The organism is Actinokineospora terrae (genome assembly GCF_900111175.1).
GTDB lineage: Bacteria > Actinomycetota > Actinomycetes > Mycobacteriales > Pseudonocardiaceae > Actinokineospora > Actinokineospora terrae.
The window spans coordinates 102,402-126,656 of sequence record NZ_FOGI01000008.1; the positions used below are offsets into that span (position 1 = coordinate 102,402).

Below are 24,255 nucleotides of genomic sequence, written 5' to 3' on the forward strand. Positions count from 1 at the left end.
CGCACACTGTCCTCCCCGAACCTGTGTGCCCGCTGTGAACGCCCCAGTCCCGCCACCGGCCCGCGAATCACGTCGGATCGCGAACGACGATCTCCACTGCGAAGACGCGGGCGGCGGCGTCGTCCAGGACTGTGCGGCGGGGTTCCGGGACGTCGAGGACGCGGGGGGTGGCGAGGGCGAAGACCGGGGCGAGGGCGCGGTCGGCGCGGAGGGTGTCGAGGGCCTGGCGGTCGCCGCCGAGGGTGATGGTGGTGAGGTCGGGGAGGCGGGGGAGCAGGACCTCGGCGATGTCGTGCGCGGCGGCCTCGAGCGCGTGCCTGGCCTGGCCCTCGCGGCGCCTGGCGAAGCGCTGCTGGGACCAGCCGCCCGCGGCGCTGCGCCCCTGGACGAGGTGGCGGTCGGTCCGCGAGACCAGCACGCGCCCCGGTTCGACCACCCCGACGCTGTGCCCGCCGAGGCGCACCAGGACCAGTCCCACCCGCCGCGGGACGGCGAGGTGGTCGAGGAGGTCGCCGATCGCCAACCCCGCCCGCTCCCCCACCGCGGCCAGCGGCGGGAACGGCACCTCGGCACTCGCGGTGGCCCCGTCAGCCGCCGTGCACACCACGGCCGCGGCCCCGAGGGACGTGTGGGTGACGCCGTGGTGGCGGTCGCCGAACCGGGCGAACCACCCGGCCACCCGCTCCACCGGCACCTCGACCGCCCGTCCACCCCCGGCCACCACCCGCGTCCTGCTCATACCGCCCCACGCTACGGCGCAGGTCCACCACTGCGCCGAGAGGCGGCCGCCCTGGCAGGGCGACCGCCTCCAGCGATCAGTCAAGCGCGATCAGTCAGGCGCCCGGGGTGGCGTATCCGTTGATGTGCAAGGACACCGCGCGGATCGAGCCCGTGTCGCCACCGGCCAGGTCCACCACCTTGTACGTCCACGCCCCGTCCGCGACCAGCGACGCGAAGCCGCTCAGCGGGGACGTGGGCCGCCAGGTGCCCGTGAACGGGGCGTTGGCGGAGGTCACCGAGGAGAACGCCGCGGTGGCCGAGTCGGCGAAGACGACCTGGCAGAGGTTGTTGCCGCCGCCGCCGCTGCGGGAGTGCAGGGTGGCCACGGCGCCGTTCGGGGCGGTGAGGGTGCCGACGAGGTCGCCGACGAAGGTGTGGTCCAGGCCCACGGTGGTCGCCCCGGTGGCGGTGCTGCACGTGGCACCGTCGACCGAGAAGCTCACCTTGGACGCGCGGCCCACGCCGGTGACCGGGATGGTCACGCTCGCACCGAGCGGGTTGTTGTCCGGCACGGCGACCGGCGCCCCGCCGTAGGCGAAGTCCCGGGTGACCGGCGAGGGCCGTCCCACCGAGAAGCTGAACGTCGCCCGGGTCGGGGACGAGGACGCCGCGAAGGTCACCCGGGCGTCGAGGACGACCGGCGTGCCGACCGGGTGGCTCAACGGGACGGTGACGGTGTAGGCCTTGCTGACCGTCTGTCCCTTCGGGACAGTGCCGTAGTTCTGCGAGCGCGGCGCGATGGTGACGCCCGCGGTCGGCGAGGTCAGCACCACGCTCGTGGACACGGCGTCGGCGTCGCCCGTGTTGCGGACCGGGAGGGTCACCGACACGGTGTCGCCCGGGTCGACCAGGTCGCCGCCATCGGTCGGGGCGGTGGTCGGGTTCTGCGCCAGGGCACGGGGTTGCGGGCTGGCGCCGGTGTAGGCGAGCACGCGGTCGGCCAGGACGATCCCGGCACCGGTGCGGCCGTCGAAGCCGGCCGGGCCGAGGTCGATGGCGGTGTTGACCAGCGCCTCGCGCACCTCCGCCGGAGCGATGCCCGGGTTGCCGGAGAGCACGAGCCCGGCGATCGCGGCCGCGTGCGGGGCGGCGGCCGAGGTGCCGAAGAACGGGTCGAAACCGTCCACACTGGTCAGGACACCGTCCGCGGCGGTGATGTCGGGCTTGGCGCGCACCTCGCCGCCGGTCCCGCTGACGTTGCCCGGGGTGATCGGGGTTCCGTCGGCCTTGTAGAACACGCGGCGCGGGCCGTCGGAGGAGAACCGTTCCAGCGCCGAGGAAGCGCTGAACGAGCCGGGGAACGGGCCGCGCGGGTTGGCCGGGTCGCCCGGTTCCAGGTCGAACGGCAGCGGACCGGCCGCGGGCGCGGCGGCGACGCTGAACGCCTGCTTGGCCGCCGAGTGGCCCACGGTGACACCGGGGGTGTTGAACGCCTTGAGGCCGTCCGCGGAGTCGGCGAACCGGCCGCGCAGCGCCGAGAGCGACAGGTACCTGTTCTCGCCGTAGAACTTCACGACCGCGAGCCGCAACCCGTTGCCGCCGAAGGTGGGCGTCTGCAGGATCTCGTACGGGTCCTGCTCGCCGTCCTGCACGTCCTGGCTGAAGGTCACGACGTTGCCGGTGCGGTCGAACAGGTACAGGTCGTAGTCGTTGGCGGAGGCGCCCAGCGGGTCGGACCAGTGCAGCGTCACGGGGACCTGCGCGGAGGACGCGTTGGAGATCGGCTGGAACACCTGGGTGGTCGCCGAGGGGTCCCAGTCGTGGGCGGTGCCCGCGAACTTGCCGACGATGCGACCGGAGTCGCGGAAGTCGCCCTCCCAGTGCCCGGCGGTGCCGTCCGCGGTGTTGCCCTCGTTGCCCGCGGAGGAGAAGTAGAGCGCGCCGTCCGCGGTGACGTCGTTGACCGCGCGCGCGATCAGGCCGTCCTGGAACGGCGACTCGACGAAGTACAGGACGTCGTCGACGATGATGTCGCAGCGCAGTTGTTGGCGCAGGGCGCGGATGTTGTCGGCGAAGCTTGCCTCGCTGTTGAACGCCGAGGCGAAGCCGAGCGCGGCGCCGGGGGCGAGGTCGTGCAGGATCTCCAGCATCGCGGTGCCCTCGTCGCCCTCGCCCTCCTGGGTGGGCAGCACGTCGACGGCGGGCAGCTCACCCGCGGCCTGCGACACAGCGAGCGAGTCGACGCCGTCCGACAGTGCGCAGATCTTCACGCCGACACCGGTGACGCCGAACTCGGCGCGGGCGGTGTCGGCCTTGTGCGCGCGATCGCCCTCACTGGTCACCAGCGCCGCCGTGCCGCGCTGCTCGAGGGCGGCCTGGACCTGCGCGGCGAGCCGGGCTTCCTTCTGCTCCTTGGTCTCGGTCTTGGCCGGGGCGGTCCCACGCGGCCTCGCCGACGCCGTGATCGCGCCACTGGCCGTCTCGACCTTGCGGACGTCGGCGCGGCCGGAGATGCCGGTCAGCGCGGCGAAGGGGACCTCGGCCCGGATCTCCCCCAGGCCGGTCGACACGGCGCGGATCCCGGCGCCGGACTTGGTCAGCGCCGCCACCAGGTCGTCGGTGACCTTCTCGACGCTGATGTCGACGAGCACGGTGTCGGACACCGACAGCGTGACCCCGCTCTGCAGCCGGGGCGCGGCCGAGACGAGCGAGCGGTCCTTGCGCAGCCGGTTCTCCACCGCGAGCTTGCTGTCCAGTTTGGACTCCGCCTTGGACTGCGTCTGCTTGACCTTCTGCAGTGCCGAGATCTGGCGGGCCGCGTTCTCCTGGGCCGCGGTGAGTTGGTTCGCGGGCAGGGCCTGCCCGGAAGCCGGGGTGGTCATCCCGACCACGAGGGCGAGGGCGGAAACCCCCGCCGTCAGACCGGTTGTGGCGCGTGTGGATAACTTCGAGCGATCGGACGAACGCACGGGTCCTCCCCCGCTAGTGCGTGCCCCGACCCACGCCCACCGACGCCGGGAGTACTCCCGGCCAGGTGAACGTATGGTTCACACCAACGAGGTGACATCTACCGTTCGAGTGATACTCACTGTCCAGGTGTCACGCTCGGTATTTTTCCCACCGTGGCAAAACTGCCGGTGGCTCAGAGCACGAAGGCGTCCGACCAGAACTGTCCGGTCCGGCCGGACAGCGCCTCCAGCAGCGTCGCGGCCTGCCCGTCGGCGAGCGAGGCGGCGAAGTCGATCACGGCCCGGCCGCGGGCGAGGGCGGCCACGGTGCCCTGCCCCTCCGGCCACTCCCCCGTCGCGCCGACCAGCGCGCGCGGGTGCTCGCGGGCCAGCCAGTCGTACTCCACGCGGGCCAGCTCGACCAGGTCGTGCAGCCTGCGCGGCAGCCGGTCGGCCTCGTAGCGGTCCCCGAGCCACTGCTCGAGCGCCTCGACCAGCCTGGTCAGCAACCTGGCCTGGCCGCGCTGGTGCAGCGCCAGGTCCGGGCGCAGCAGCACGAACCGGCGGTGCACGAACTTGAGCACCTGCACCTCGTGCCACTGCCGGGCGCCGAGCAGCACGTGCCCGGAGCGGGTCGGCGGGTCGGCCACCACGTGCACGCCCGCCACGAGCCGCGCGGTCCACCCGGAGGAGAACCGGCCGAACGCCTGCTCGGCGTCGACCGAGCCGTCGAAGGGCATGGACAGCAGGTCGTCGACCAGTTCCGCGCGCACCCGCGACACCGCCGCGGCGAACGCGTCGTCGTCGACCACCCAGGAGTCGCGCGCGTGCAGCCGCCTGCGCAAGCGCTCCAACGACTGGCCGGGGCGCCGCCCGGAGTCCAGCTCGGCGGCGTCGAGCCGGGCGAACTCGGCCCGGTCGGCCTCCCACTGGCCCAGCTCGGCCGACACCGGCGCGTGCTGCAGCACCCCGATGCGGTGGAAGTCCTCCAGGTCGTGGATGGCGTAGGCGATGTCGTCGGCGTTGTCCATCACCGACGCCTCGACGGTCTGCTGCCACGGCGGCACGAGCCCGTCGAACACCGCGCGCGCCTGGATCAGGTCCTCGAGCTCGGTGACGTAGGCGGAGAACTTGCTCGACCCGGTACCGGGCGCCTCCGGCGGCTCGGCGGCCCCGCGCGGCGGGTCGGCCAGGTCGCGGGGGTGCGGGTCGGGGTGCGAGAGCCGGGTCCACGGGTACTTGAGCGTCGCGGCCCGAACGGCGGCGGTGAGGTCGAGCCCCGCCGCGGACGGCCCCCTGGTGTCGGTGGTGGTGATGATCCGGAAGCTCTGCGCGTTGCCCTCGAACCCGTCGGGCAACCCGAACCGGTGCCGGGCGAGCCGGTCGAGCACCTGCTCCCCGAGGTGCCCGAACGGCGGGTGCCCCAGGTCGTGCGCCAACGCCGCCGCCTCCACCACGTCCGGGTCACAGCCACCGAGCCGCTCCAGCAGCGGGGCGTGATCGGGGTCAGCGGTCAACCGCTCCGCGATGGCCCGACCGATCTGGGCGACCTTGAGGCTGTGGGTCAACCGGTTGTGCAACAACCCCGACCCACTGGCGCTGACCACCTGCGTGACCCCACCGAGCCGCGCGAAGAACGGCGAGGAAACGATCCGGTCGCGATCGGCCCGGAACGGGTTCGCGGTGAGGTCCGTGCCCCCCTTGCCGTCCCTGCGGTCAACCCGGCGCTCGTGGAGATCCGACATGCCGCGAGCCTAGGTGCAGCCCGGTGGGGGCGGCGCGCGGGATTCGCGATCCGGGTGTGCGGACGGGGAGCCGCTCGTGCTGGACGCAGTCGGGCTTCCCCGCCGAGGGGCCGCGTCGGCGTGGCGCACGGGATTGGCACCCGCACGGTTCCCAGGTGCGCGGACGGTAGTCGCCAGTACAAGACGTACTGGGGTTCGGCCGGCGCGGATCGCTCGGCGCCTGTGGTTGTCGGGTGGGCTTGGGGGCTTGCGCTGTTGTGGAGGGGTGGGGCGTGGTAGCGAGAGGGGGTGAGCAGGGTGGATGTGGTGGTGGTCGGCGGTGGTCCGGCGGGGTGGGCGGTCGCGGACGCGTGTGGGCGGGTGGGGTTGCGGACCGTGGTGGTCGCGCCGGGTGGGCGGCGGGTGTGGGCGGCGACGTTCGGGGTGTGGGCTGACCAGGTGCCGCTGGACCGGTACCGGGGTGTGTCGAGCACGCGGGTGCTGGCGGCCGGGCACGAGATCGCGCGGGAGTACCTGGTGCTGGACAACGCGGCGGTGTGCGCGGAGCTGTGGCGCGGCCCCGCCACCGCGGTGGACGACGAGGTGGTCGGCGCGGAGTTCGGGCGGCGGGGCGCGACGGTGGTCCTCGGGTCCGGGCGGCGGCTGGCGTGCGCGGTGGTCGTCGACGCGAGTGGCGCCCGGCGGGTGGTCTCGGGCGGGCCCGCCGCGGGAGTCCGCGTGGAGCAAACGGCCTACGGGGTCGTGGTTCCTTCGGCCGCCGCTGAGGAGATTGTCCGATCGGGTGACGCGGTCCTGATGGACTGGGGCAGGCCGCCGACCTTCCTCTACGCCGTCGGGGTGGCGACCGACCGGGTACTGCTGGAGGAGACCTCTCTGGCAGCCCGCCCCGGCATGAGCTGGGACGTCTTGCGGCGCCGATTGTCCGAACGGCTGGGGTATGAACCGGAAGCGCTTGCGGTGGAGCGGGTCCGGTTCCCGGTAGATCTACCGCCGACGCCGCTGTGGTACAGGGGTTCGGTGCCCTTCGGCGCGGCAGCGGGGATGGTGCACCCGGCCACCGGTTACAGCGTCGGTGACGCGCTCGCGTTGGCCCCAGCGGTGGCGGACGCGATTACATCCGCGATGACGCGGGGGCCAGCAGCGGCCGCAGCGGCGGGACGGGCCGCGGTGTGGTCACCCCAAGCTCGCGCCGTGCACGCCATGCGGTCGCACGGTCTAAGAGCGTTGCTGGGCCTCCCACCAGCCCTATTGCCGGAGTTCTTCGGCGCCTTCTTCGCCCTGTCCCCCCGGTTGCAGCGCGCCTACCTCAGCGGACGCGAGGACGTGGCGGGGACCGCTGCCGCGATGGCCGCGGTGTTCAGGTCGACCCCGTGGGGAATTCGCCGGAAGCTGCTGCTATCGCGCGATTACCCACCAGGATGACGGGGGCTCGGCGCGGTGTGGTGCTTCCGGGCACAGCTGGATGAACAGATGGTGACTAACCATCACCTCCGCGCGGGTACCGGGCACGATGGCAGGGTGACCGTCGCACCGGACGTCAGCTTCGCGTTCCAGCCGTTGCTCAGCACCCGTACCGGTGAGGCCATAGCCGTGGAGGCCCTGGCCCGACCGCGCACCGGCGACATCTACGACCTGCTCCGCGCCGCCGGGAAGGCGGGCAGGCTGGTGCAGACCGACATCTCGCTGGCCAGCCGCGCCGTGCTCGCCTCGTCGCGCCAGGACCCACCGCTGCCACTGCACGTCAACGTCGTGGCCGCGACCGCGACGGCGCCGGAGGAACTGCTGCGGTTCCTGCGCCCCGCACTCAACCAGACCGGCCGCAAGCCCCGCGACATCGTGCTGGAGATCACCCCGCCGTTCAGCCGGGTGCACCGCGCCGAGCTGATCCGCGGCCTGGAGGTGCTGCGCGAGGCCGGGTGCGGGATCGCCTTCGACGCCATCGGCGACGGCGACCTGCCGCTGTCGCTGCTCACCGACGTCGGCCCCGACCTGATCAAGCTGGACGCGCACCTGATCGCGGGCCTTCCGGACGACCCGGCGTGCCTGGCCGTCGTCGAGTGCCTGGCGCAGTACTGCACCCGCACCGGCACCCGGCTGGCCGCGGTCGGCGTCGAGTCCGAGGAGCAGCTGCTGTGCCTCAACCGGCTCGGCGTGCGGCTCGCGCAGGGCAACCTGCTCGCGGGCGCCAGCCAGGAGGGCGGGATCGCGCTGCCGCTGCCCCGGCCGGTCGCCGAGATCATCGAGCTCAACGCCACCACTGGCGCCGCACCGGTCCCGCTGGTGTCGGACTACCTGCGGCCCGCGACCACGATGGCGCAGGACGCCAGCGCCGAGGAGGTCCGCGACACCTTCGCCGCCAACCCGACCATCAGCGGCGTGGTGCTCGTCGACCCGGAGGGCAGGCCGGTGAGCACGTTGCCGCGCAGCCGGTTCCTGCTGGCCGTCACCGGTCCGTACGGGCACGCGCTCAACGCCAAGAAGCCCGCGGTGCGCCACGGCGACATCCCCCGCACCATCCGCGCGGACGCCGGGAGCCTGCAACTGCTCGACCTGGTGGGCGACACGGACTGGGACCGGCACGGCGACGAGGTCGTGGTGGTCGACGCGGAACGGGTGTGCGTCGGGGTGGCGCGCATCTCCGAGGTCGTGCGCGGGGTGGCGGAGGCCAAGATCGAGCAGGCCGCCGCGCTGAACCCGCTGACCCGCCTGCCGGGCAGCGACACCGTCGACCGCGACATCGACCGGCGCATCCACGCCGCCGAGATGTTCGTGGTGGCCTGGCTGGACGTGGACTCGTTCAAGCAGGTCAACGACACGGTCGGCTTCGCGGCTGGCGACGACCTGATCCGCCACATCGGCCGCTGCCTCGCCGACGCCGAGCGCGACCTGCCCGGCACCCGCGTCGCGCACGTCGGCGGCGACGACTTCCTGGTGGTGACCGACCTCGACGAGATCAGCGCCCTCGCCGCCCGCCTGGTCGACCGCCAGTGGGTCACCGAGGGCATGGCGGTCAGCGTCTCCCTGGCCTCCCTGGTGTGCGGCGTCGGCTCGGTCCGCTCCTACCGCGAGGCCTCCCGCCTGCTGGCACCCCTCAAGAAGCGGGCCAAGTCCGTCCCCGGCTCCAGCTGGATCCTCGGCCGCCCCGGCAGCGACCACGTCGAGGTCCTGCGCGGCTCCCGCCCGGCCCACGCCCGCGTGAGCTAGATACGCTGAGGTATGGGGAACTTCGTACTGGTCGCCGGTGCGCGACTCGGGGCGTGGGCGTGGGATGACGTGGTGCCGCACCTGCGCGCGGCCGGTCACGGCGTCCACGCGGTGACGCTGTCCGGACTCGCGGAGAAGCAGGATGTGCCTGCGGGACAACAGATCCACGTCCAGGACATTGTGGACGTCGCGATAGGACTGCGGGACGTGGTCCTGGTTGGACACAGCTACGCGGGCATCCCGGTCTGCCAGGCCGCCCAGCGGATAGGCGACCGACTCAACCGCGTACTCCTCATCGACGCGTCCGTCGCGGTCGACGGGGAGTCATTCGCCGCATCCTGGCAGGACGGCGGCGCGGAACTCCAGGCCCTGATCGTCGCGAATGGAGGCTGGTGGCCCGTCGCACCCGCGAGCCACTTCGCCGGCCACGACCTCACCGACGACCAGATCACCCGCATCCTGACCAACTCCACCCCACACCCCGGCTCCTCCCTCACCGAACCCGCCGAACTCCCCCACCCACTCGACACCACCCCCACGACCTACATCGCCTCCCTCCTCCCCCACGGCACCCCCACCGACCCGCCCCCACCCCACTGGCGACTGGTGGAGCTGAACACCGGCCACTGGCCCATGTTCTCCCAACCCCGCGAACTGGCCCGAATCCTGCTCACCGAAGCCGAGAAGTAGCCTCCACTTCCCCCGGTTCCGGTTCCCTTTCCCTGCCTCGCTCCATCTCCACTGATCACTCACTTGTCCACAACGCCCTCATCCATCCACAGCCCCCACCGCGCCCCTATTGACAAGCCGCCCACTTCGATAGGTTCAGAGATGGGCTCCCGGCCCCCGGGAGGGAGGGCCTCGGGAGCGGAGTTGATCTTGGCCGCGACGGGATCCGGCTTGCCGGGGTTTCGGGTGCCGGGGTGCTGAGGTGCCGGGGGAAGCGAGCCTGCTGAGGTGCGGATCCGTTGTGGGCACGGGTATGCGCGATTGGCTGTGGGCGGGGGTGTGGTGTGACTTGGTTCTGGGTGGTTGCCGCCTGCGCCGTCGTGGGGGTTGTGGTGGGGATGGTGGTTCAAGGCGCGGTGCGGCGGCGGGTGGGGCGGGAGGTGGATCCGTTCGTCCGTGAGATGAGGGAGTTGTGGGAGGAGGGGCAGCGCGACCAGGTGTGGCGTCAGCCTTCCGTGTGATGGCTACGTTGGGCGGGAGGCGGGTATAAGGGGGTGGTTGGGAGCCATCATCGGGTGGTGCGAACAGCAACATGTGGTGGTGGGGGTGCGGCAGGGTGGTGTCCCCTTTCGGCCGTTGACGTAGTTCGGTCTCGTCGGATTTGAGCGGGTTGGGTACGTTCGGGGGATGGCGGCTGTTCCTCCGGTGCTGGGCCGGGCCTCGGTGATCGCCCGCTGTCGGGGTGGGTTGGCCGACGGGGGTGGGGTGCTGCTGCACGGGCCCGCCGGGATCGGCAAGTCGCTGCTGGTCGAGGTGTTGGTGGCGGGCGCGGGGGCGGAGCTGGTGCTGCGGACCAGTCCGGCCGCGGCGGACCGGGAGTTGCCGCACGTCGCGCTGTACGACCTGTTCGCGAAGGTGCTGGCGGCGGTCGAGCTGCCCGCGCACCTGCGGGCCGCCCTCGACACCGCCCTGCTGCGGGCCGCGCCGCGGCACCCGGTCGACCCGCTCGCGTTGCGGCTGGCGGTGGTCGACCTGCTGCGGGGCCTCGCCGAGCGCCAGGCGGTGCTGCTGGTCATCGACGACGCGCAGTGGCTGGACCCGGCCAGCGCCGAGGTGCTGGCGTTCGCGGCGCGCAGGCTCACCGACCACCAGGTGCGGGTGCTGGTCGCCGAGCGGACCGAGGGCGCGCCGACCACGGCGGACCTGGCGCCCGCGCCGGTGGTCGAGGTGGAGCTGACCGGGATCGACGCCGGGTCGGTCGCCGAGTTGTTGCGCACCCGGTTGGTGCGGCCGCTGTCGTCGGCCACGGTCAGCCGGGTGGTCGCGGCCAGCGGCGGGAACCCGTTCTACGCGCTGGAACTGGGCCGCGCGCTGGCCAGGCACGGCGGCTCGGTCGGCGCGGACGAGCCGTTGCCGGTGCCGGGCAGGCTGCGCGAGCTGGTGGGCGACCGGCTCGCCCCGCTGCCGGACGGCGCGTGGGACGTGCTCAGGTTGGTCACCGTCGCGGTCCGGCCGGGGCTCGACCTGCTGCCGCTGGGCGACCCGGGGCTCGACGCCGCCATGGCCGCCGGGGTCCTGGTCGCCGACGAGGACGGGGCGCTGCGGTTCAGCCACGCGCTGGTGGCCGAGGTGGTGGCCGCCGAGGCGACCGCGGCGCAGTGGACCGCCGCGCACGCCAGGATGGCCGCGCTGGTGACCGACCCGATCGAACGCGCCCGCCACCGCGCGCTGGCCACCCCGCGGCCGGACGGCCCGATCGCCGCCGAACTGGTCGAGGCGGCCCGGCTCGCGACCGCCCGAGGTGCCCCGGCGACCGCGGCCGACCTGCTGCGACTCGCCGCGCACCGCACGCCTGCCCCGGCGCAGCGCGCCGAACGCCTGCTGGGGGCCGCCCGAGCCGCCGCGGAGGCGGGGTTGACCGCTGCCGCCGCCGAGCTGTGCCGCGCCGTCGCCCGGATCGCGACCGGTCCGACCAGGGCGTGGGCGCGGCTGCTGCTGTTCGACCTGGCCGGTCGGGACATGGTGGCGTTCTCGGGTCTGCTCGACGAGGTCGCCGCCGACGGGGGTGACGACCCGGCGCTGCGGTGCGCGTTGGTGTTGCGCCGCGCGGAACTCGCCGCCCACATAGGACGGACGGCCGAGGCGCTCGCGCACCTCGACCACGCCGACGCGCTGGCCGCCCGCGCCGACGACCCGACGCTGGTGATCCGGTCGCTGATCATGCGCATCCCGTTCGCCGCCGCGTCCGGCCCGGACACCGAGACCGACCTGTTCCGCCGGTTGGCCCGGCACACCGCGGGTCTGCCGCTGTCGGAGCCCGTGGTCTTCGCGCGCGTCTACCTGGCGGTGATCACCCTGCGCCGCGGCGAGACGGTCCAGGCGGTCGAGATGCTGGAGCGGCTGCGCCACGAGACCGAGGCGGCTGGCCGCATCCGCGACCTCATCGCCGTGCTGTACTCGCTGACCTCGGCCTACGAACGCGCCGGCCGCTGCGCCGACGCCCGCCGCGCCGCGCTGTGGGGCGCCCGCTTGCGCGTCGACGTCGACCAGCACCCCGGGATCGGGCTCACCCTGCGCGCGCTCGCCGAGCTGAACACCGGCAGCCTCGACGAGGCGAGCACCCTGCTGGCCCAGGCGGCCGAGGCCGACGAACAGGCCAGGGACGGCGAGTGGGCGGCGTACGCCAGCGGGTTGCGCGCCCGGGTCGCGGTGCTGCGCGGGGAACACCGCGCCGCTGCCCGACTGTTCGGCAGCTGCCTGGCGACCTTGCGCGAGGTCGGTTACACGGACCCAGCTATGTTCCTTGTGGACGCTGATCTTGTGGAATCCCTTGCGTGGGCAGGGCAGTCAGACCAGGCGGAGGCAGCGCTACGTGACGCCAAGTCCAGAGTGGACGCCCAAGGCAGGCCTGTCGTCACCCTGGGCCTGACCCGCGCCGCCGCCGTCATCGCCGCCACCGCGGGCGACCCCCGAGGCGCCGCCGACACCCTCCGCGCCGCCCTGCCGCCGACCCACCCGTACCCGATGGAACTGGCCCGCGCCTGGTACACCCTCGGCACCCTGGAACGCCGCGCCCGCCGCAAAGCCGCCGCCCGAGAAGCCCTCTCCGAATCGCTCCGCCGCTACGCCACCGCAGGCTGCACCCCCTGGGTCGACCGGGTGGAGTCCGATCTGTCCAAACTGGACACCCAGGACACCCCCATGACCGACCTCGAGAACCAGATCGTCACCCACCTGCGCCAGGGCCACAGCAACCGCCAGATAGCCACCGCCCTCCACCTCTCAGTCAAGGCGGTCGAGGCCAACCTCACCCGCATCTACCGCAAACTCGGCATCCGCAACCGCGCCGAACTCTCCACATAGCCGAGCGGCTGCTCCCCACCCACCACAACATCGACCCCACCCAGCCTTCACCAACGTTGGCCCCAACACGCCCCTCAGAGGCGTTGGCCCACACGCGCCCCTCCAGACGTTGGCCGACAACCGCCCTGAGCCGCCGGAGGCTTCTCGGACAGTGGCCCAACGGAAGCCTCCGGCGGCTCAGGGACGTCGCGGGAGAGGGCCCCTCCCCGGTGGGGGGACACACACCGGGGAGGGGGGTCGAGGGCTAGCTCAAAGTCACATCATCCAACAAGAAGTTGGTAGCCAGATAAGCATCCTCCACACCCGAGAAGCGAACAGTCACAGTCTGGCCGCGATAAGCGGACAGATCCACTGCTCGCTGCACATAAGTAGTGCCAGCATTGGCGTTCGAGTAAGTGACGGCAGTAGTGCCATTCACCTGGACCCGCAGAACGTCATACGCCGTGGTACCTGTTTCCTGAGTGGTGACCTTCAGCCAGAAGCGCAGCGCGGGCGCACCGGTGCTGGGGACCTTGACCTGTTGGCTGATGGCCTCGCTGGCGGCGCGGCCGTTGCCCAGGAGCCAGGCGTAGTAGGAGCCGGTGCGGGGGGTTTGCTGGGTGCTGTTGGTGACCACCGCGGTCTCGCTCCAGCCGGTCTGGCCGGATTCGAAGCCGCCGTTGGTGATGGCGTTGCCCGTGGGGGGAACCGTCGTGGTGGTGGTCGGGCCGGTGGGGCTGGTCGTGGTGGTCGTGGTGGGGCGGGTGGTGGTCGTCCCGGGGGCGGGGAGGGCGGTGCCGACGCTGACGGCGGCCCAGGCGACGCTGACCAGGTAGCGCTCCTGGCTGTTGGTGCCGTACAGGTCCGCGGCGGCCTGCAGGGTCGCGGTGCGGGCCCCGGCGTAGTTGGTCGTCGAGGTCATGTACGTGCTCAGCGCCCGGTAGAACACCGCGGCGGCCTTGTCCCGGCCGATGCCCGCGAAGGTGGTGCTGTTGCAGGTGCCGCCGCTGTGCGCGAGGCCGCCGATGGTCTTGTTGCCGGTGCCCTCGGAGGCCAGGTAGAACCACCGGTTGCCGATGCCGGACGAGTAGTGCACGTCGACCTGGCCCGCGGTGGACCGCCAGCAGCCCAACGAGTTCCCGTCCGCGGCCGGGTTGTCCATGCGCCGGAAGTAGCCGCTGGGCATGCGCAGCTTCTCGCCGATGTAGTAGTCGGCCGGGTCGTTCGGGTTGGCGGCCGAGAACTCGACCATGGTGCCGAAGATGTCGCTCGCGGACTCGTTGAGACCGCCCGACTCCCCGGAGTAGTTGAGGTTCGCCGTTGCCGCCGTGACGCCGTGGGTCATCTCGTGGCCGACGACGTCGATCTGGGTCAGCGGGGTGTTCTGGTTGGTGGAGCTGCCGTCGCCGAAGACCATGCAGAAGCAGCTGTCGTCGTAGAAGGCGTTGAGCAGGCCAGATCCGATGTGGACGTACATCGTGTGGCCCTGGCCGTTGTTGCGGATGCCGTTGCGGCCGTAGGTGTTCTTGTAGAAGTCCCAGGTCTTGGCCAGGCCGTAGTACGCGTCGACGGCGATGGTCTGCCGGTTGCTCAGCTGGCCGGTGCCCCACACGTTGTCGGCGTCGGTGAACGTGGTCGCCCGCGCGGCCGGGTTGGTCTCGGAGCCGCCGTTGCCGTCGAGGACGCGGGTGTTGCCCCGGGTCGTGTCGGTGAGCGTGTAGCCGCCGGAGGCGCTGCTGGTGCTGATGTCCACGGTGCCCACGTGGTAGCCGTTGCCGGTGGCCTTGTGTCGCTTCTCGTAGCGGTCTAGTAGCACGCCGCTAGCGGCGTCGGTCACGACGACCTCGGCGCCGCCACCCTCCACAGTGGTCCGGTAGGCCAGGATCGGCTTGCGGTTGACGGCGTAGACGACCAGCTCCGGCTTGGCCGCGCCGTCCTTGTTCTCCGCGGTCAGCGCGGGTGCCAGCGCGGCGGCCTTCGTGGACGCGATGGTGGGCGTGACCGACGGCACCGTGATCGTCTCGCTGCTCGCGCGGTCGACGGCGGTGATCCGGCCGTCGGCCGCGCGGTGCACCACCAGGTCGCCCCCGACGACCGGCAGCTTGTCGTAGGTGCGGTCGTAGCGGACGTGGCGGGCGCCGTTGTTGTCGACGACCACGTCCTTGACGACCAGCTTCTCCTTGGCGCCCAACCCGAGATCCTTGGCGGCCGAGGTGGCCTCGGCACCGGCGCGGTCGAGTTCGGTGGCGCGCTGCTGCGGGCTCAGCGCCCTGGCGCCGGGGCCGGACTGGTCCTGCGCGGCACCGGCCTGGGAAGCGGTCACCGCGATGACCGTCGCCCCCACGGCGGTCGCCGCGGCCACAGCCGCGGCGACCAGCGCCTTGCGACCCTTGCGTGACATGTCGTCTCCTCCACCGGCCCGTGCGGACGGGGAACCCACTGTCCACGGTGGAGCGGACGGGGTGGGCTGGCGGACCGGTGCGCGGAAAACTAGGTGTCAGTCCCGCGTGGATGAATACATCGATTGCCAGGCAAGGGGTCGGCAAGGGGTGCTCAAGGGGATGTCTCGATCACTCCACGGTGACGCTTTTGGCCAGGTTGCGCGGTTTGTCGATATCGCGGCCCAGCACCGACGCGGTGTGGTAGGCCAGCAGCTGCAGCGGGATGGTGAGCAGGATCGGGTCGAGTTCCGGCTCGCCGCGCGGCACCCGGATGACCTCGTCGGCCAGCCCGTCGGGCAGGTCGGCGTTGGTGATCGCGATGACCGGCCCGCCGCGCGCCTTGACCTGCTCGATGGTGCCGATGTTCTTGGCCACCAGGTCGTCGGCGGGGACGATGACCACGCTGGGCATGTCCGCGTCCACCAGCGCCAGCGGGCCGTGCTTGAGCTCGGCGGCCTGGTAGGCCTCGGCGTGGATGTAGGAGATCTCCTTGAGCTTCTGCGCGCCCTCGCGGGCCACCGGCCAGCCGCTGACCCGCCCGAGGAAGAACATGTGCCGCGCGTGGGCGTAGCGCTTGGCGATGCGGGCGATCTCGGCGTCGTCGGCGAGCACCCGCTCGACCTGACCGGGCAGCGCGCGCAGGCCGGTCACGATCCGTGCCCCCGCGGCCGCGCTCAGGTCGCGGACCCGGCCCAGCAGCAGGGCGAGCATGGCGAAGGAGACGGTCATGTTCGTCAGCGCCTTGGTGGAGGCGACCGACACCTCCGGTCCGGCGTGCAGGAACACGCCGCTGCCGCACTCGCGGGCGATGGCGCTGCCCACGACGTTGACCGCGCCGATCACCCGGCCGCCCTTGCGCCGCAGCTCCTGCACCGCGGCCAGGGTGTCGATGGTCTCGCCGGACTGGCTCACCGCGACGTAGAGCGCGTCCGGGTCGACCACCGGGTTGCGGTAGCGGAACTCGGAGGCGGGTTCGGCGTCGGCGGGGATCCTGGCCAGCTCCTCGACCAGCGCGGCGCCCATCTGGCCCGCGTAGTAGGCCGAGCCGCAGCCGAGGAACTTGACCCGCTTGACCGCGCGCAGCGCCATCGGGTCCAGGCCGAGGCCGCCCAGGTGCGCGGTGGCGAACCGCTCGTCGAGCCTGCCGCGCAGCGCCCTGGCGATGGCCTCGGGCTGCTCGGCCATCTCCTTGCGCATGAAGTCGGTGTGCCCGCCCAGCTCGTAGTCGTCGGCGGCGTGCTCGACGGTGGTGGGCGTCTTGCTGGTCCGCCGCGCCTCCACAGTGGACGTGCGGAACCCCTCGGCGGTCACCGTGGCCAGCTCGCCGTCGTCGAGGAAGACGACCTGCTGGGTGTGGTGCACCAGCGCGGCCACGTCGGAGGCGATGAACATCTCGCCGTCGCCGATGCCCAGCACGATGGGGCTGCCGTTGCGGGCGACCACCAGCTCCCCCGGCCGGGAGCGGTCGAGCACGACCAGCCCGTAGGTGCCCTCGACACCGCGCAGCGCGGCGCGGACGGCGTCCTCCAGGGTCGCGGCGTCCTCGCGGGCGACCAGGTGTGCCAGCACCTCGGTGTCGGTCTCGGAGACGAACACCACGCCATCCGCGGTGAGCTGAGCGCGCAGCTGCTCGGCGTTCTCGATGATCCCGTTGTGCACCACGGCGACCCGGCCGGCGGCGTCCAGGTGCGGGTGCGCGTTGCGATCGGACGGCTCACCGTGCGTCGCCCAGCGGGTGTGTGCGATACCCACGGTGGCGGGGTTGTCGGTGAGCTTGTCCCGCAGGTCTTGCACCCGGCCTGCGGTCTTGGTGACAACGATGTCGCCGTCCTGCACCACCGCGACCCCGGCGGAGTCGTAGCCCCGGTACTCCAGCCGGTGCAACCCCTCCACCAGCACGGGCGTCGCCGGACGCACCCCCAGGTAGCCGACGATTCCACACATAGCTTCGCTCCCTAGCCGTAGATGATCCGCCGCAGCTGCCGTTCGCTCAGCGCGGGCGCCGCGACCGGGCGCGCGGCCAGCTCCCCGGCCACCCGCGCCCAGATCTCGGCGTTGCGCAGCCGCGCGCGCCGCAGCTCGGTGTGCCTGCGCCGCACGTACTGCTCGACCGGTTCGCCGAAGTAGGCCATGACGTCGGCGACGACCCTGGCCGCGATCCCCGGCGGGAGACCGGTGGTCCCCGTGACGTACCGCACGAGGTCGGCGGGTGGTTCGGTCACGCACGACCCTGGCACTGTTTCGACCGCCGAGGCAACTCCTGTGCCCGATATCGGGTCAGCCCAGGGACTCGCGCAGCCGGCGGAACTCCGCGGCGAGGTCGGGCAGCTGGTAGTGCGCGTTGAGGCCGCTCGGGTTGGGCAGCACCCACACCCGCACCGACTCGAACAGCTCCGCCTGCGCCCCGATGACCGCCTTGGGCGCGGCGAACGCCACCCGGTAGGCGGTGATGCCGACGACCGCCACCACCCGGGGCTCGTACTCGGCGACGAGGCCGCGCAGCCGGTGGCCGCCCCGGGTCAGCTCGTCGTCGGACAGCTCGTCGGCGCGCGCGGTGGCCCTGGCGACCAGGTTGGTGACGCCGAGGCCGTAGTCGGTCAGCAGGCCCTGTTCGCCGGGGTCGAGCAGCCGCGGGGTGAACCCGGACAGGTGCAGGGCGGGCCAGAACCGGTTGCCCGGCCGGGCGAAGTGGCGGCCGGTGGCGCCGGAGTACAGGCTGGGGTTGATCCCGCAGAACAGCACCGCGAGACCGGCACCGATCACATCGGGCACGGTCCGGTCCCTGGCCGCCGCGAGCTCGGCGCGAGTAGGTCGAGGCACGCACCCATGGGAGCAGAAGTCGATCACCCCCGCCACCGACGAACGTCGATGTGCCCCGCCGACACCCGACCGGACCCGTTGCCCACCAGCCGGTTCCCGCGGTGGCCGGAACACCGGGACTCACCACGGGTTGTGACAACACCACAAGAACCCGGCCCAGTCCTGTGGACAACCCACCACGCGGCTGCGTTGTCCTCTGTGGACGTTAACCGGCCGTTACTGCCCGGCGAGGCCGAGCACCGCTGCGTCACAACGGCGAATGCCGTCAACGCGCAACGGCCCGCCCCCGGGAGGGGGCGGGCCGTTCGGGAGAGCGGGGTCAGACGGTGAAGCCGAGGGCTCGGAGTTGTTCGCGGCCGTCGTCGGTGATCTTCTCGGGGCCCCAGGGGGGCATCCAGACCCAGTTGATGCGGAAGTCGTCGACCAGGCCGCCGCCGGTGAGGGCGGTGCGGGTCTGGTCCTCGATGACATCGGTCAGCGGGCAGGCGGCCGAGGTCAGGGTCATGTCGATGGTGGCGGTGTTGTCCGGCTCGACGCGGATGTCGTAGACCAGGCCCAGGTCGACCACGTTGATGCCGAGCTCCGGGTCCACGACGTCGCGCATGGCCTCTTCGAGGTCGTCGAGCGAGGCCACGTCGGCGCGGGGGGCCTGGGTGGGCATCCCGGCGGCGCCGCGCTCCACCTCCGAGCCAGCGGCCGCCACGTCCGACCCGGCAGCCACCTCCGCCGCGGCGGGGGTCACCGCCGACCCGGCAGCCGTCTGCGCGACAGCGGCGGTGCCGTGCCCGACCTCTGGTTCCGTCATGCCGGACCTCCTTCACCGCGGGCGCGGGTGACCGCGTCCTTGAACGCCATCCAGCCGAGCAGGGCGCACTTCACCCTGGCGGGGTACTTCGCGACACCGGCGAACGCGATGCCGTCCTCCAGCACGTCCTCGTCCGGCTCGACCTTGCCGCGGCCGTGCATCAGCTCGTGGAACGCGTCGAACTTGACCATGGCCTCGGCCAGCGGTCGACCCACCACCAGGTCCGTCAGCACCGACGTCGAGGCCTGGCTGATGGAGCAGCCCTGCCCGTCGTAGGACACGTCGGCGACGACCCCGCCGTCCAACCGCACCCGCAGCGTCACCTCGTCCCCGCAGGTCGGGTTGACCTGGAAGGACTCGGTGTCGAACGGGTCGCGCAGGCCGCGGCCGTGCGGGTTCTTGTAGTGGTCCAGGATGATCTCCTGGTACATCTGCTGCAGCTGCATCAGGCCACCCCGAAGAAGCGGCGCGTCTCCCGCACCCCGGCCAGGAACGTGTCCACGTCCCGCAGGTCGTTGTACAGGTAGAAGCTGGCACGAACCGACGCCGGGACGCCCAGCCGCCGGTGCAGCGGCCACGCGCAGTGGTGCCCGACGCGCACGGCGACGCCCTGGTCGTCGAGTACCTGCCCGACGTCGTGCGGGTGGATGCCGTCGACGACGAAGGACACCGCTCCCCCGCGCGCGTGCCCGTCGACCGGGCCGATGACCCGGATGCCCGGGATCTCGGCGAGGCCGTCGAGCGCGGCGACGGTGAGCAGGTGCTCGTGCGCGGCGATGCGGTCCATGCCGACGGCGCTCAGGTAGTCCACGGCCGCGCCGAGCGCCACCGCCTGCGAGGTCATCGGCGTGCCCGCCTCGAACCGCTGCGGCGGCGGGGCGAAGGTGGACCGCGCCATCTCCACCATCTCGATCATCGACCCGCCGGTGAGGAACGGCGGCATGGCCGCGAGCAGCTCCTGGCGGCCGTAGAGCACGCCCAGCCCGTACGGGCCGAGCATCTTGTGCGCGGAGAACACCGCGAAGTCCACGCCGAGGGCGTGGAAGTCGACCACCGAGTGCGGCACCGACTGGCACGCGTCGAGCACGACCAGCGCGCCCACCTCGCGCGCCCGCGCCACCAGCGGCTCGACCGGGTTGACGGTGCCCAGCACGTTGGACTGGTGGGTGAACGCCAGCACCTTCGTGCGCGGGTTCACCACCTCGTCCAGGGTGGACAGGTCGAGCCTTCCGTCGTCGGTCACACCCAGCCAGCGCAGGGTCGCCCCGGTGCGCTGGGCCAGCTGCTGCCACGGCACCAGGTTCGCGTGGTGCTCCATCTCGGTGGTGACGATCTCGTCGCCGGGGCCGAGGGCGAAGCGGGCCGCCTCCGGTCCGGCGGTGGACGCGTTGCCCATGGCGTACGCGACCAGGTTGATGCCCTCGGTGGCGTTCTTGGTGAACACCACCTCGCCCGGCGTCGCGCCGATGAACGCCGCGATGCGGGCGCGCGCCGACTCGTAGGCGTCGGTGGCCTCCTCGGCGAGCTGGTGCGCGCCGCGGTGCACGGCGGCGTTGTGCTCGGTGAGGAAGGCGCGCTCGGCCTCGATCACCTGCGACGGGTGCTGCGCGGTGGCCCCGGAGTCCAGGTACACCAGCGGTTTGCCGTCGCGGACGGTGCGGCCGAGGATGGGGAAGTCGGCGCGCAGGGCGTCGACGTCCAGTGGTGCGGTCACTGCGGTCACCTGACCGGTACCCCCTTCTTGCTCAGACCCGTACCCGGTGCAACGCGCTCAGACGCCCGCGGCTTCCTGGCTGCCGGTGTACTTCACGTAACCCTCGGCCTCCAGCACGTTCGCCAGCTCCGACCCGCCGGACTCGACGATGCGGCCGCCCGCGAAGACGTGCACGAAGTCGGGGGTGATGTGGCGCAGGATCCGGGTGTAGTGCGTGATCAGCAGGACGCCGGTCTCGCCGGAGGCCTTGAACCGGTTCACCCCGTCGGACACCACGCGCAGCGCGTCCACGTCGAGGCCGGAGTCGGTCTCGTCCAGGATGGCGATCTTCGGGCTGAGCAGGGCGAGCTGCAGGATCTCGTGCCGCTTCTTCTCGCCGCCGGAGAAGCCCTCGTTGACGCTGCGCTCGGCGAAGGCCGGGTCGATCTCCAGCTCGGACATCGCCGCCTTCACCTCCTTGACCCAGGTGCGCAGCTTCGGCGCCTCGCCGCGCACGGCGGTGGCCGCGGTGCGCAGGAAGTTCGACATCGACACGCCGGGGACCTCGACCGGGTACTGCATGGCGAGGAACAGGCCCGCGCGGGCCCGCTCGTCCACGCTCATCGCGAGCACGTCGTCACCGTCGAGGGTCACCGACCCGGAGGTCACCTCGTACTTGGGGTGCCCGGCCACGGCGTAGGACAGGGTGGACTTGCCGGACCCGTTGGGGCCCATGATCGCGTGCGTCTCGCCTGCCCGGACGGTCAGGTCGACGCCCTTGAGGATCTCCTTGGCGCCGTCGTCGGTCGCGACCGAGACGTGCAGGTCCTTGATCTCCAGGGTGGCCATGGTGGTTCTTCTTCTCCTGTGCGCAAAGAGTTCAGTCAGTTCGGGGGGTGGTTCACGGCGCGGGTGACGTCGACGAGCACGTCGTCACCGGTGATGGTCACCGCGTACACGTCGACCGGTTCGGTGGCCGGTGGCGCGGAGGGGGCGCCGGTGCGCAGGTCGAAGCACGACCCGTGCAGCCAGCACTCCAGGCCCTTGCGGGTCAGCTCGCCCTCCGACAGCGCCACCGAGGCGTGCGAGCACTCGTCGCGCAGCGCGTGGACCTCGTCGCCGCGGCGCACCAGCACCACGGCGACGTCGTCGACCTCGACGGCGAACGGCTTGTCGTCGTCCAGATCGGACAGCGCACAAGCCCGGCTCATACGCCCACGGCTTCCAGTTCGGCCTCGATGGCCGCCTCGAGGCGCTCGCGCACCTCGGGGACCTGGATCTTCATCAGCAGCTCGTGGAAGAAGCCGCGCACCACCAGACGGCGGGCCTGGTCCTCGGGGATCCCGCGGGCCTGCAAGTAGAACAGCTGCTCGTCGTCGAAGCGGCCGGTCGCGCTGGCGTGACCGGCACCGGCGATCTCACCGGTCTCGATCTCCAGGTTCGGCACCGAGTCGGCGCGGGCGCCATCGGTCAGCAGCAGGTTACGGTTCAGCTCGTAGGTCTGCGTTCCCTCGGCCGCCGCGCGGATCAGCACATCGCCGATCCACACCGTGTGCGCGTCGTTTCCTTGCAGCGCGCCCTTGTAGACCACATTGGACGTGCAGTTGGCCTGCGAGTGGTCGACGAAGGTGCGGTGCTCGAAGTGCTGCCCCGCGTCAGCGAAGTAGAGCCCGTTCAGCTCGACCTCGGCGCCCTTGTCGGCGAACGCCGCGGTCGGGGACACCCGGACCAGGTCGCCGCCGAGGGTGACCACCGTGTGCCGCAACAGCGCGTCGCGGCCGATGCTGGCGTGCTGCGCTGAGACGTGCACCGCGTCGTCCGCCCAGTCCTGGATGGACACCACGGTCAGCTTCGCGCCGTCGGCCAGCACGAACTCCACGTTGTCGGCGTACACGCCGGACCCGCGGTGGTCGAGCACGACGACGGCCTCGGCGAACCGCTCCGCCCGCACCTGCAGGTGCCCGTAGGCGACCTGCCCCGCGCCCGGCCCGGTCACGGTGACCAGGACCGGCGCGGACGCCTTGGTCTCCTTGGCCACGGTGAGGACCGTGGCCGCGGTGAACGAGCTGAACGCCTGCGCCGCGACCCGGTCGGCGGGCACGCCCGCCGCGCCGAGCCGGGAGTCCCCGCGCTCGACGGTCTCCACCGTGACCTCGGCGGGCGCGTCGACCTCGACGGTCGCCGAGCCGGTCGCCTCGACCCCGGTGTGCAGACCGGCGAGCCGCTTCATCGGGGTGAAGCGCCAGATCTCCTCGCGCCCCGAGGGCACCTCGAACGCGTTCACGTCGAACGAGGTGAACCACTCCGCACGGGACGACTCGGGAACGACCGCCCCGTGCGAGTGGGACTGCTTCTCAACTGCGGCGGTCATCTAGCCGACCGCTCCTTCCATCTGGAGTTCGATAAGCCGGTTGAGTTCGAGCGCGTACTCCATGGGCAGCTCGCGCGCGATGGGCTCGACGAACCCGCGCACGATCATGGCCATCGCCTCGTCCTCGGTCAGGCCGCGCGACATCAGGTAGAACAGCTGGTCGTCGCTGACCTTGGACACCGTCGCCTCGTGCCCCATCGCCACGTCGTCCTCGCGGACGTCGACGTAGGGGTAGGTGTCGGACCGGCTGATCTGGTCGACCAGCAGCGCGTCGCACTTCACCGTGGACTTCGAGTGGTGCGCGCGCTTGTTGACCTGCACGAGACCGCGGTAGGAGGTGCGGCCACCGCCGCGCGCCACCGACTTGGAGATGATCGTCGAGGACGTGTGCGGTGCCATGTGGACCATCTTGGCGCCCGCGTCCTGGTGCTGGCCCTCACCGGCGAAGGCGATGGAGAGCACCTCGCCCTTGGCGTGCTCGCCCATCAGGAACACCGCCGGGTACTTCATGGTCACCTTGGAGCCGATGTTGCCGTCGACCCACTCCATGGTCGCGCCCGCCTCGGCCTTGGCCCGCTTGGTGACCAGGTTGTAGACGTTGTTCGACCAGTTCTGGATGGTGGTGTAGCGGCAGCGCGCGCCCTTCTTCACCACGATCTCCACGACCGCCGAGTGCAGCGAGTCCGAGGAGTAGATCGGCGCGGTGCAGCCCTCGACGTAGTGCACGTAGGCGTCTTCGTCGACGATGATCAGGGTGCGCTCGAACTGGCCCATGTTCTCGGTGTTGATCCGGAAGTAGGCCTGCAGCGGGATCTCGACGTGCACGCCCTTGGGAACGTAGATGAACGAGCCGCCCGACCACACGGCGCCGTTGAGCGCGGAGAACTTGTTGTCCCCGTGCGGGATCACCGAGCCGTAGTACTCCTCGAACAGCTCCGGGTGCTCCTTGAGCGCGGTGTCGGTGTCGAGGAAGATGACACCCTGCTTCTCGAGTTCCTCGTTGATCTTGTGGTAGACCACTTCGGACTCGTACTGCGCGGCGACACCGGAGACCAGGCGGGCCTTCTCGGCCTCGGGGATGCCCAGCTTGTCGTAGGTGTTCTTGATGTCCTCCGGCAGGTCCTCCCAGGACTGGGCCTGCTTCTCGGTGGAGCGCACGAAGTACTTGATGTTGTCGAAGTCGATGCCGGACAGGTCGGCGCCCCAGCTGGGCATGGGCTTGCGGTCGAACAGGCGCAGCGCCTTGAGCCGGGACTCGAGCATCCACTCCGGCTCGCTCTTCTTGGCCGAGATGTCCCGGACCACGGCCTCCGACAAGCCGCGCTGGGCGATCGCGCCCGCGCTGTCGGAGTCGGCCCAGCCGTACTCGTACCGCCCGAGCGTCGCCAGGGTCTCGTCCTGGGTGAGCGGCTGGGGTGTGGTGGTGCGCTGCTGCGCAGCGGCAGTCATGGGACTTCCCTCCATCCGGGATCTGTCGAGCTGTGGTGCTGTACTGCT

Annotated in this window: 18 protein-coding genes; 4 read left to right on the plus strand and 14 right to left on the minus strand. The window is 71.8% G+C overall.

Translation table 11 applies throughout. The annotated features are described in order from the left end of the window. Nucleotides 1–67: 67 nt before the first annotated feature. From BMY07_RS19290 to BMY07_RS19300, 3 genes are all read right to left on the minus strand, one after another. Nucleotides 68–739 carry an acVLRF1 family peptidyl-tRNA hydrolase gene (locus tag BMY07_RS19290; protein WP_092780253.1) on the minus strand — a complete coding sequence of 224 codons (672 nt, stop codon included), beginning with the start codon at nt 737–739 and terminating at the stop codon, nt 68–70. A 94-nt stretch (nt 740–833) separates the two neighbouring features. Next, nucleotides 834–3,602: a S8 family serine peptidase gene (locus BMY07_RS19295; protein WP_092781055.1), complete on the minus strand. Its 2,769-nt coding sequence runs from the start codon at nt 3,600–3,602 to the stop codon at nt 834–836. A gap of 260 nt (nt 3,603–3,862) precedes the next feature. Next, the gene (locus BMY07_RS19300) at nt 3,863–5,413 is read right to left on the minus strand and encodes a deoxyguanosinetriphosphate triphosphohydrolase family protein (protein ID WP_092780255.1); all 1,551 of its coding nucleotides are present in this window, start codon (nt 5,411–5,413) and stop codon (nt 3,863–3,865) included. Between the two features lie 288 nt (nt 5,414–5,701). Between BMY07_RS19300 and BMY07_RS19305 the strand changes: the two genes are divergently transcribed. From BMY07_RS19305 to BMY07_RS19320, 4 genes are all read left to right on the plus strand, one after another. Then, the gene (locus BMY07_RS19305) at nt 5,702–6,835 is read left to right on the plus strand and encodes a lycopene cyclase family protein (protein ID WP_342741546.1); all 1,134 of its coding nucleotides are present in this window, start codon (nt 5,702–5,704) and stop codon (nt 6,833–6,835) included. A gap of 96 nt (nt 6,836–6,931) precedes the next feature. Then, nucleotides 6,932–8,617: a bifunctional diguanylate cyclase/phosphodiesterase gene (locus BMY07_RS19310; RefSeq protein ID WP_092780257.1), complete on the plus strand. Its 1,686-nt coding sequence runs from the start codon at nt 6,932–6,934 to the stop codon at nt 8,615–8,617. Between the two features lie 12 nt (nt 8,618–8,629). Next, complete coding sequence (locus BMY07_RS19315; protein WP_092780259.1) at nt 8,630–9,307, plus strand: alpha/beta fold hydrolase; 678 nt, start codon at nt 8,630–8,632, stop codon at nt 9,305–9,307. A gap of 666 nt (nt 9,308–9,973) precedes the next feature. Further along, nucleotides 9,974–12,649 carry a helix-turn-helix transcriptional regulator gene (locus BMY07_RS19320; RefSeq protein ID WP_092780261.1) on the plus strand — a complete coding sequence of 892 codons (2,676 nt, stop codon included), beginning with the start codon at nt 9,974–9,976 and terminating at the stop codon, nt 12,647–12,649. A gap of 244 nt (nt 12,650–12,893) precedes the next feature. On the opposite strand, the gene BMY07_RS19325 is transcribed toward BMY07_RS19320, so the two are convergent. From BMY07_RS19325 to sufB, 11 genes are all read right to left on the minus strand, one after another. Continuing rightward, complete coding sequence (locus tag BMY07_RS19325) at nt 12,894–15,029, minus strand: M4 family metallopeptidase (protein ID WP_092780263.1); 2,136 nt, start codon at nt 15,027–15,029, stop codon at nt 12,894–12,896. 169 nt (nt 15,030–15,198) lie between these two features. Beyond that, nucleotides 15,199–17,013: a glutamine--fructose-6-phosphate transaminase (isomerizing) gene (glmS, locus tag BMY07_RS19330; protein WP_092780265.1), complete on the minus strand. Its 1,815-nt coding sequence runs from the start codon at nt 17,011–17,013 to the stop codon at nt 15,199–15,201. 11 nt (nt 17,014–17,024) lie between these two features. After that, nucleotides 17,025–17,291: a hypothetical protein gene (locus BMY07_RS19335; protein ID WP_092780267.1), complete on the minus strand. Its 267-nt coding sequence runs from the start codon at nt 17,289–17,291 to the stop codon at nt 17,025–17,027. Between the two features lie 55 nt (nt 17,292–17,346). After that, the gene (gene mug / locus BMY07_RS19340) at nt 17,347–17,889 is read right to left on the minus strand and encodes a G/U mismatch-specific DNA glycosylase (RefSeq protein ID WP_245782498.1); all 543 of its coding nucleotides are present in this window, start codon (nt 17,887–17,889) and stop codon (nt 17,347–17,349) included. A gap of 319 nt (nt 17,890–18,208) precedes the next feature. Beyond that, the gene (locus BMY07_RS19345; protein WP_092781064.1) at nt 18,209–18,550 is read right to left on the minus strand and encodes a metal-sulfur cluster assembly factor; all 342 of its coding nucleotides are present in this window, start codon (nt 18,548–18,550) and stop codon (nt 18,209–18,211) included. 140 nt (nt 18,551–18,690) lie between these two features. Beyond that, the gene (sufU, locus tag BMY07_RS19350) at nt 18,691–19,140 is read right to left on the minus strand and encodes a Fe-S cluster assembly sulfur transfer protein SufU (RefSeq protein WP_092780269.1); all 450 of its coding nucleotides are present in this window, start codon (nt 19,138–19,140) and stop codon (nt 18,691–18,693) included. Then, nucleotides 19,140–20,417: a cysteine desulfurase gene (locus tag BMY07_RS19355; RefSeq protein ID WP_092780271.1), complete on the minus strand. Its 1,278-nt coding sequence runs from the start codon at nt 20,415–20,417 to the stop codon at nt 19,140–19,142. The genes sufU and BMY07_RS19355 overlap by 1 nt, the downstream gene beginning before the upstream one ends. A gap of 48 nt (nt 20,418–20,465) precedes the next feature. Beyond that, nucleotides 20,466–21,236 carry a Fe-S cluster assembly ATPase SufC gene (gene sufC / locus BMY07_RS19360; RefSeq protein ID WP_092780273.1) on the minus strand — a complete coding sequence of 257 codons (771 nt, stop codon included), beginning with the start codon at nt 21,234–21,236 and terminating at the stop codon, nt 20,466–20,468. Between the two features lie 35 nt (nt 21,237–21,271). Then, a complete protein-coding gene (locus BMY07_RS19365; protein ID WP_092780276.1) occupies nt 21,272–21,598 on the minus strand; it encodes a non-heme iron oxygenase ferredoxin subunit in 327 nt (108 codons plus the stop codon). Further along, nucleotides 21,595–22,758, minus strand: a complete 1,164-nt coding sequence (gene sufD / locus BMY07_RS19370) for a Fe-S cluster assembly protein SufD (protein WP_092780279.1) — start codon at nt 22,756–22,758, stop codon at nt 21,595–21,597. The genes BMY07_RS19365 and sufD overlap by 4 nt, the downstream gene beginning before the upstream one ends. Further along, complete coding sequence (gene sufB, locus BMY07_RS19375) at nt 22,759–24,207, minus strand: Fe-S cluster assembly protein SufB (protein ID WP_092780281.1); 1,449 nt, start codon at nt 24,205–24,207, stop codon at nt 22,759–22,761. Nucleotides 24,208–24,255: the final 48 nt, after the last annotated feature.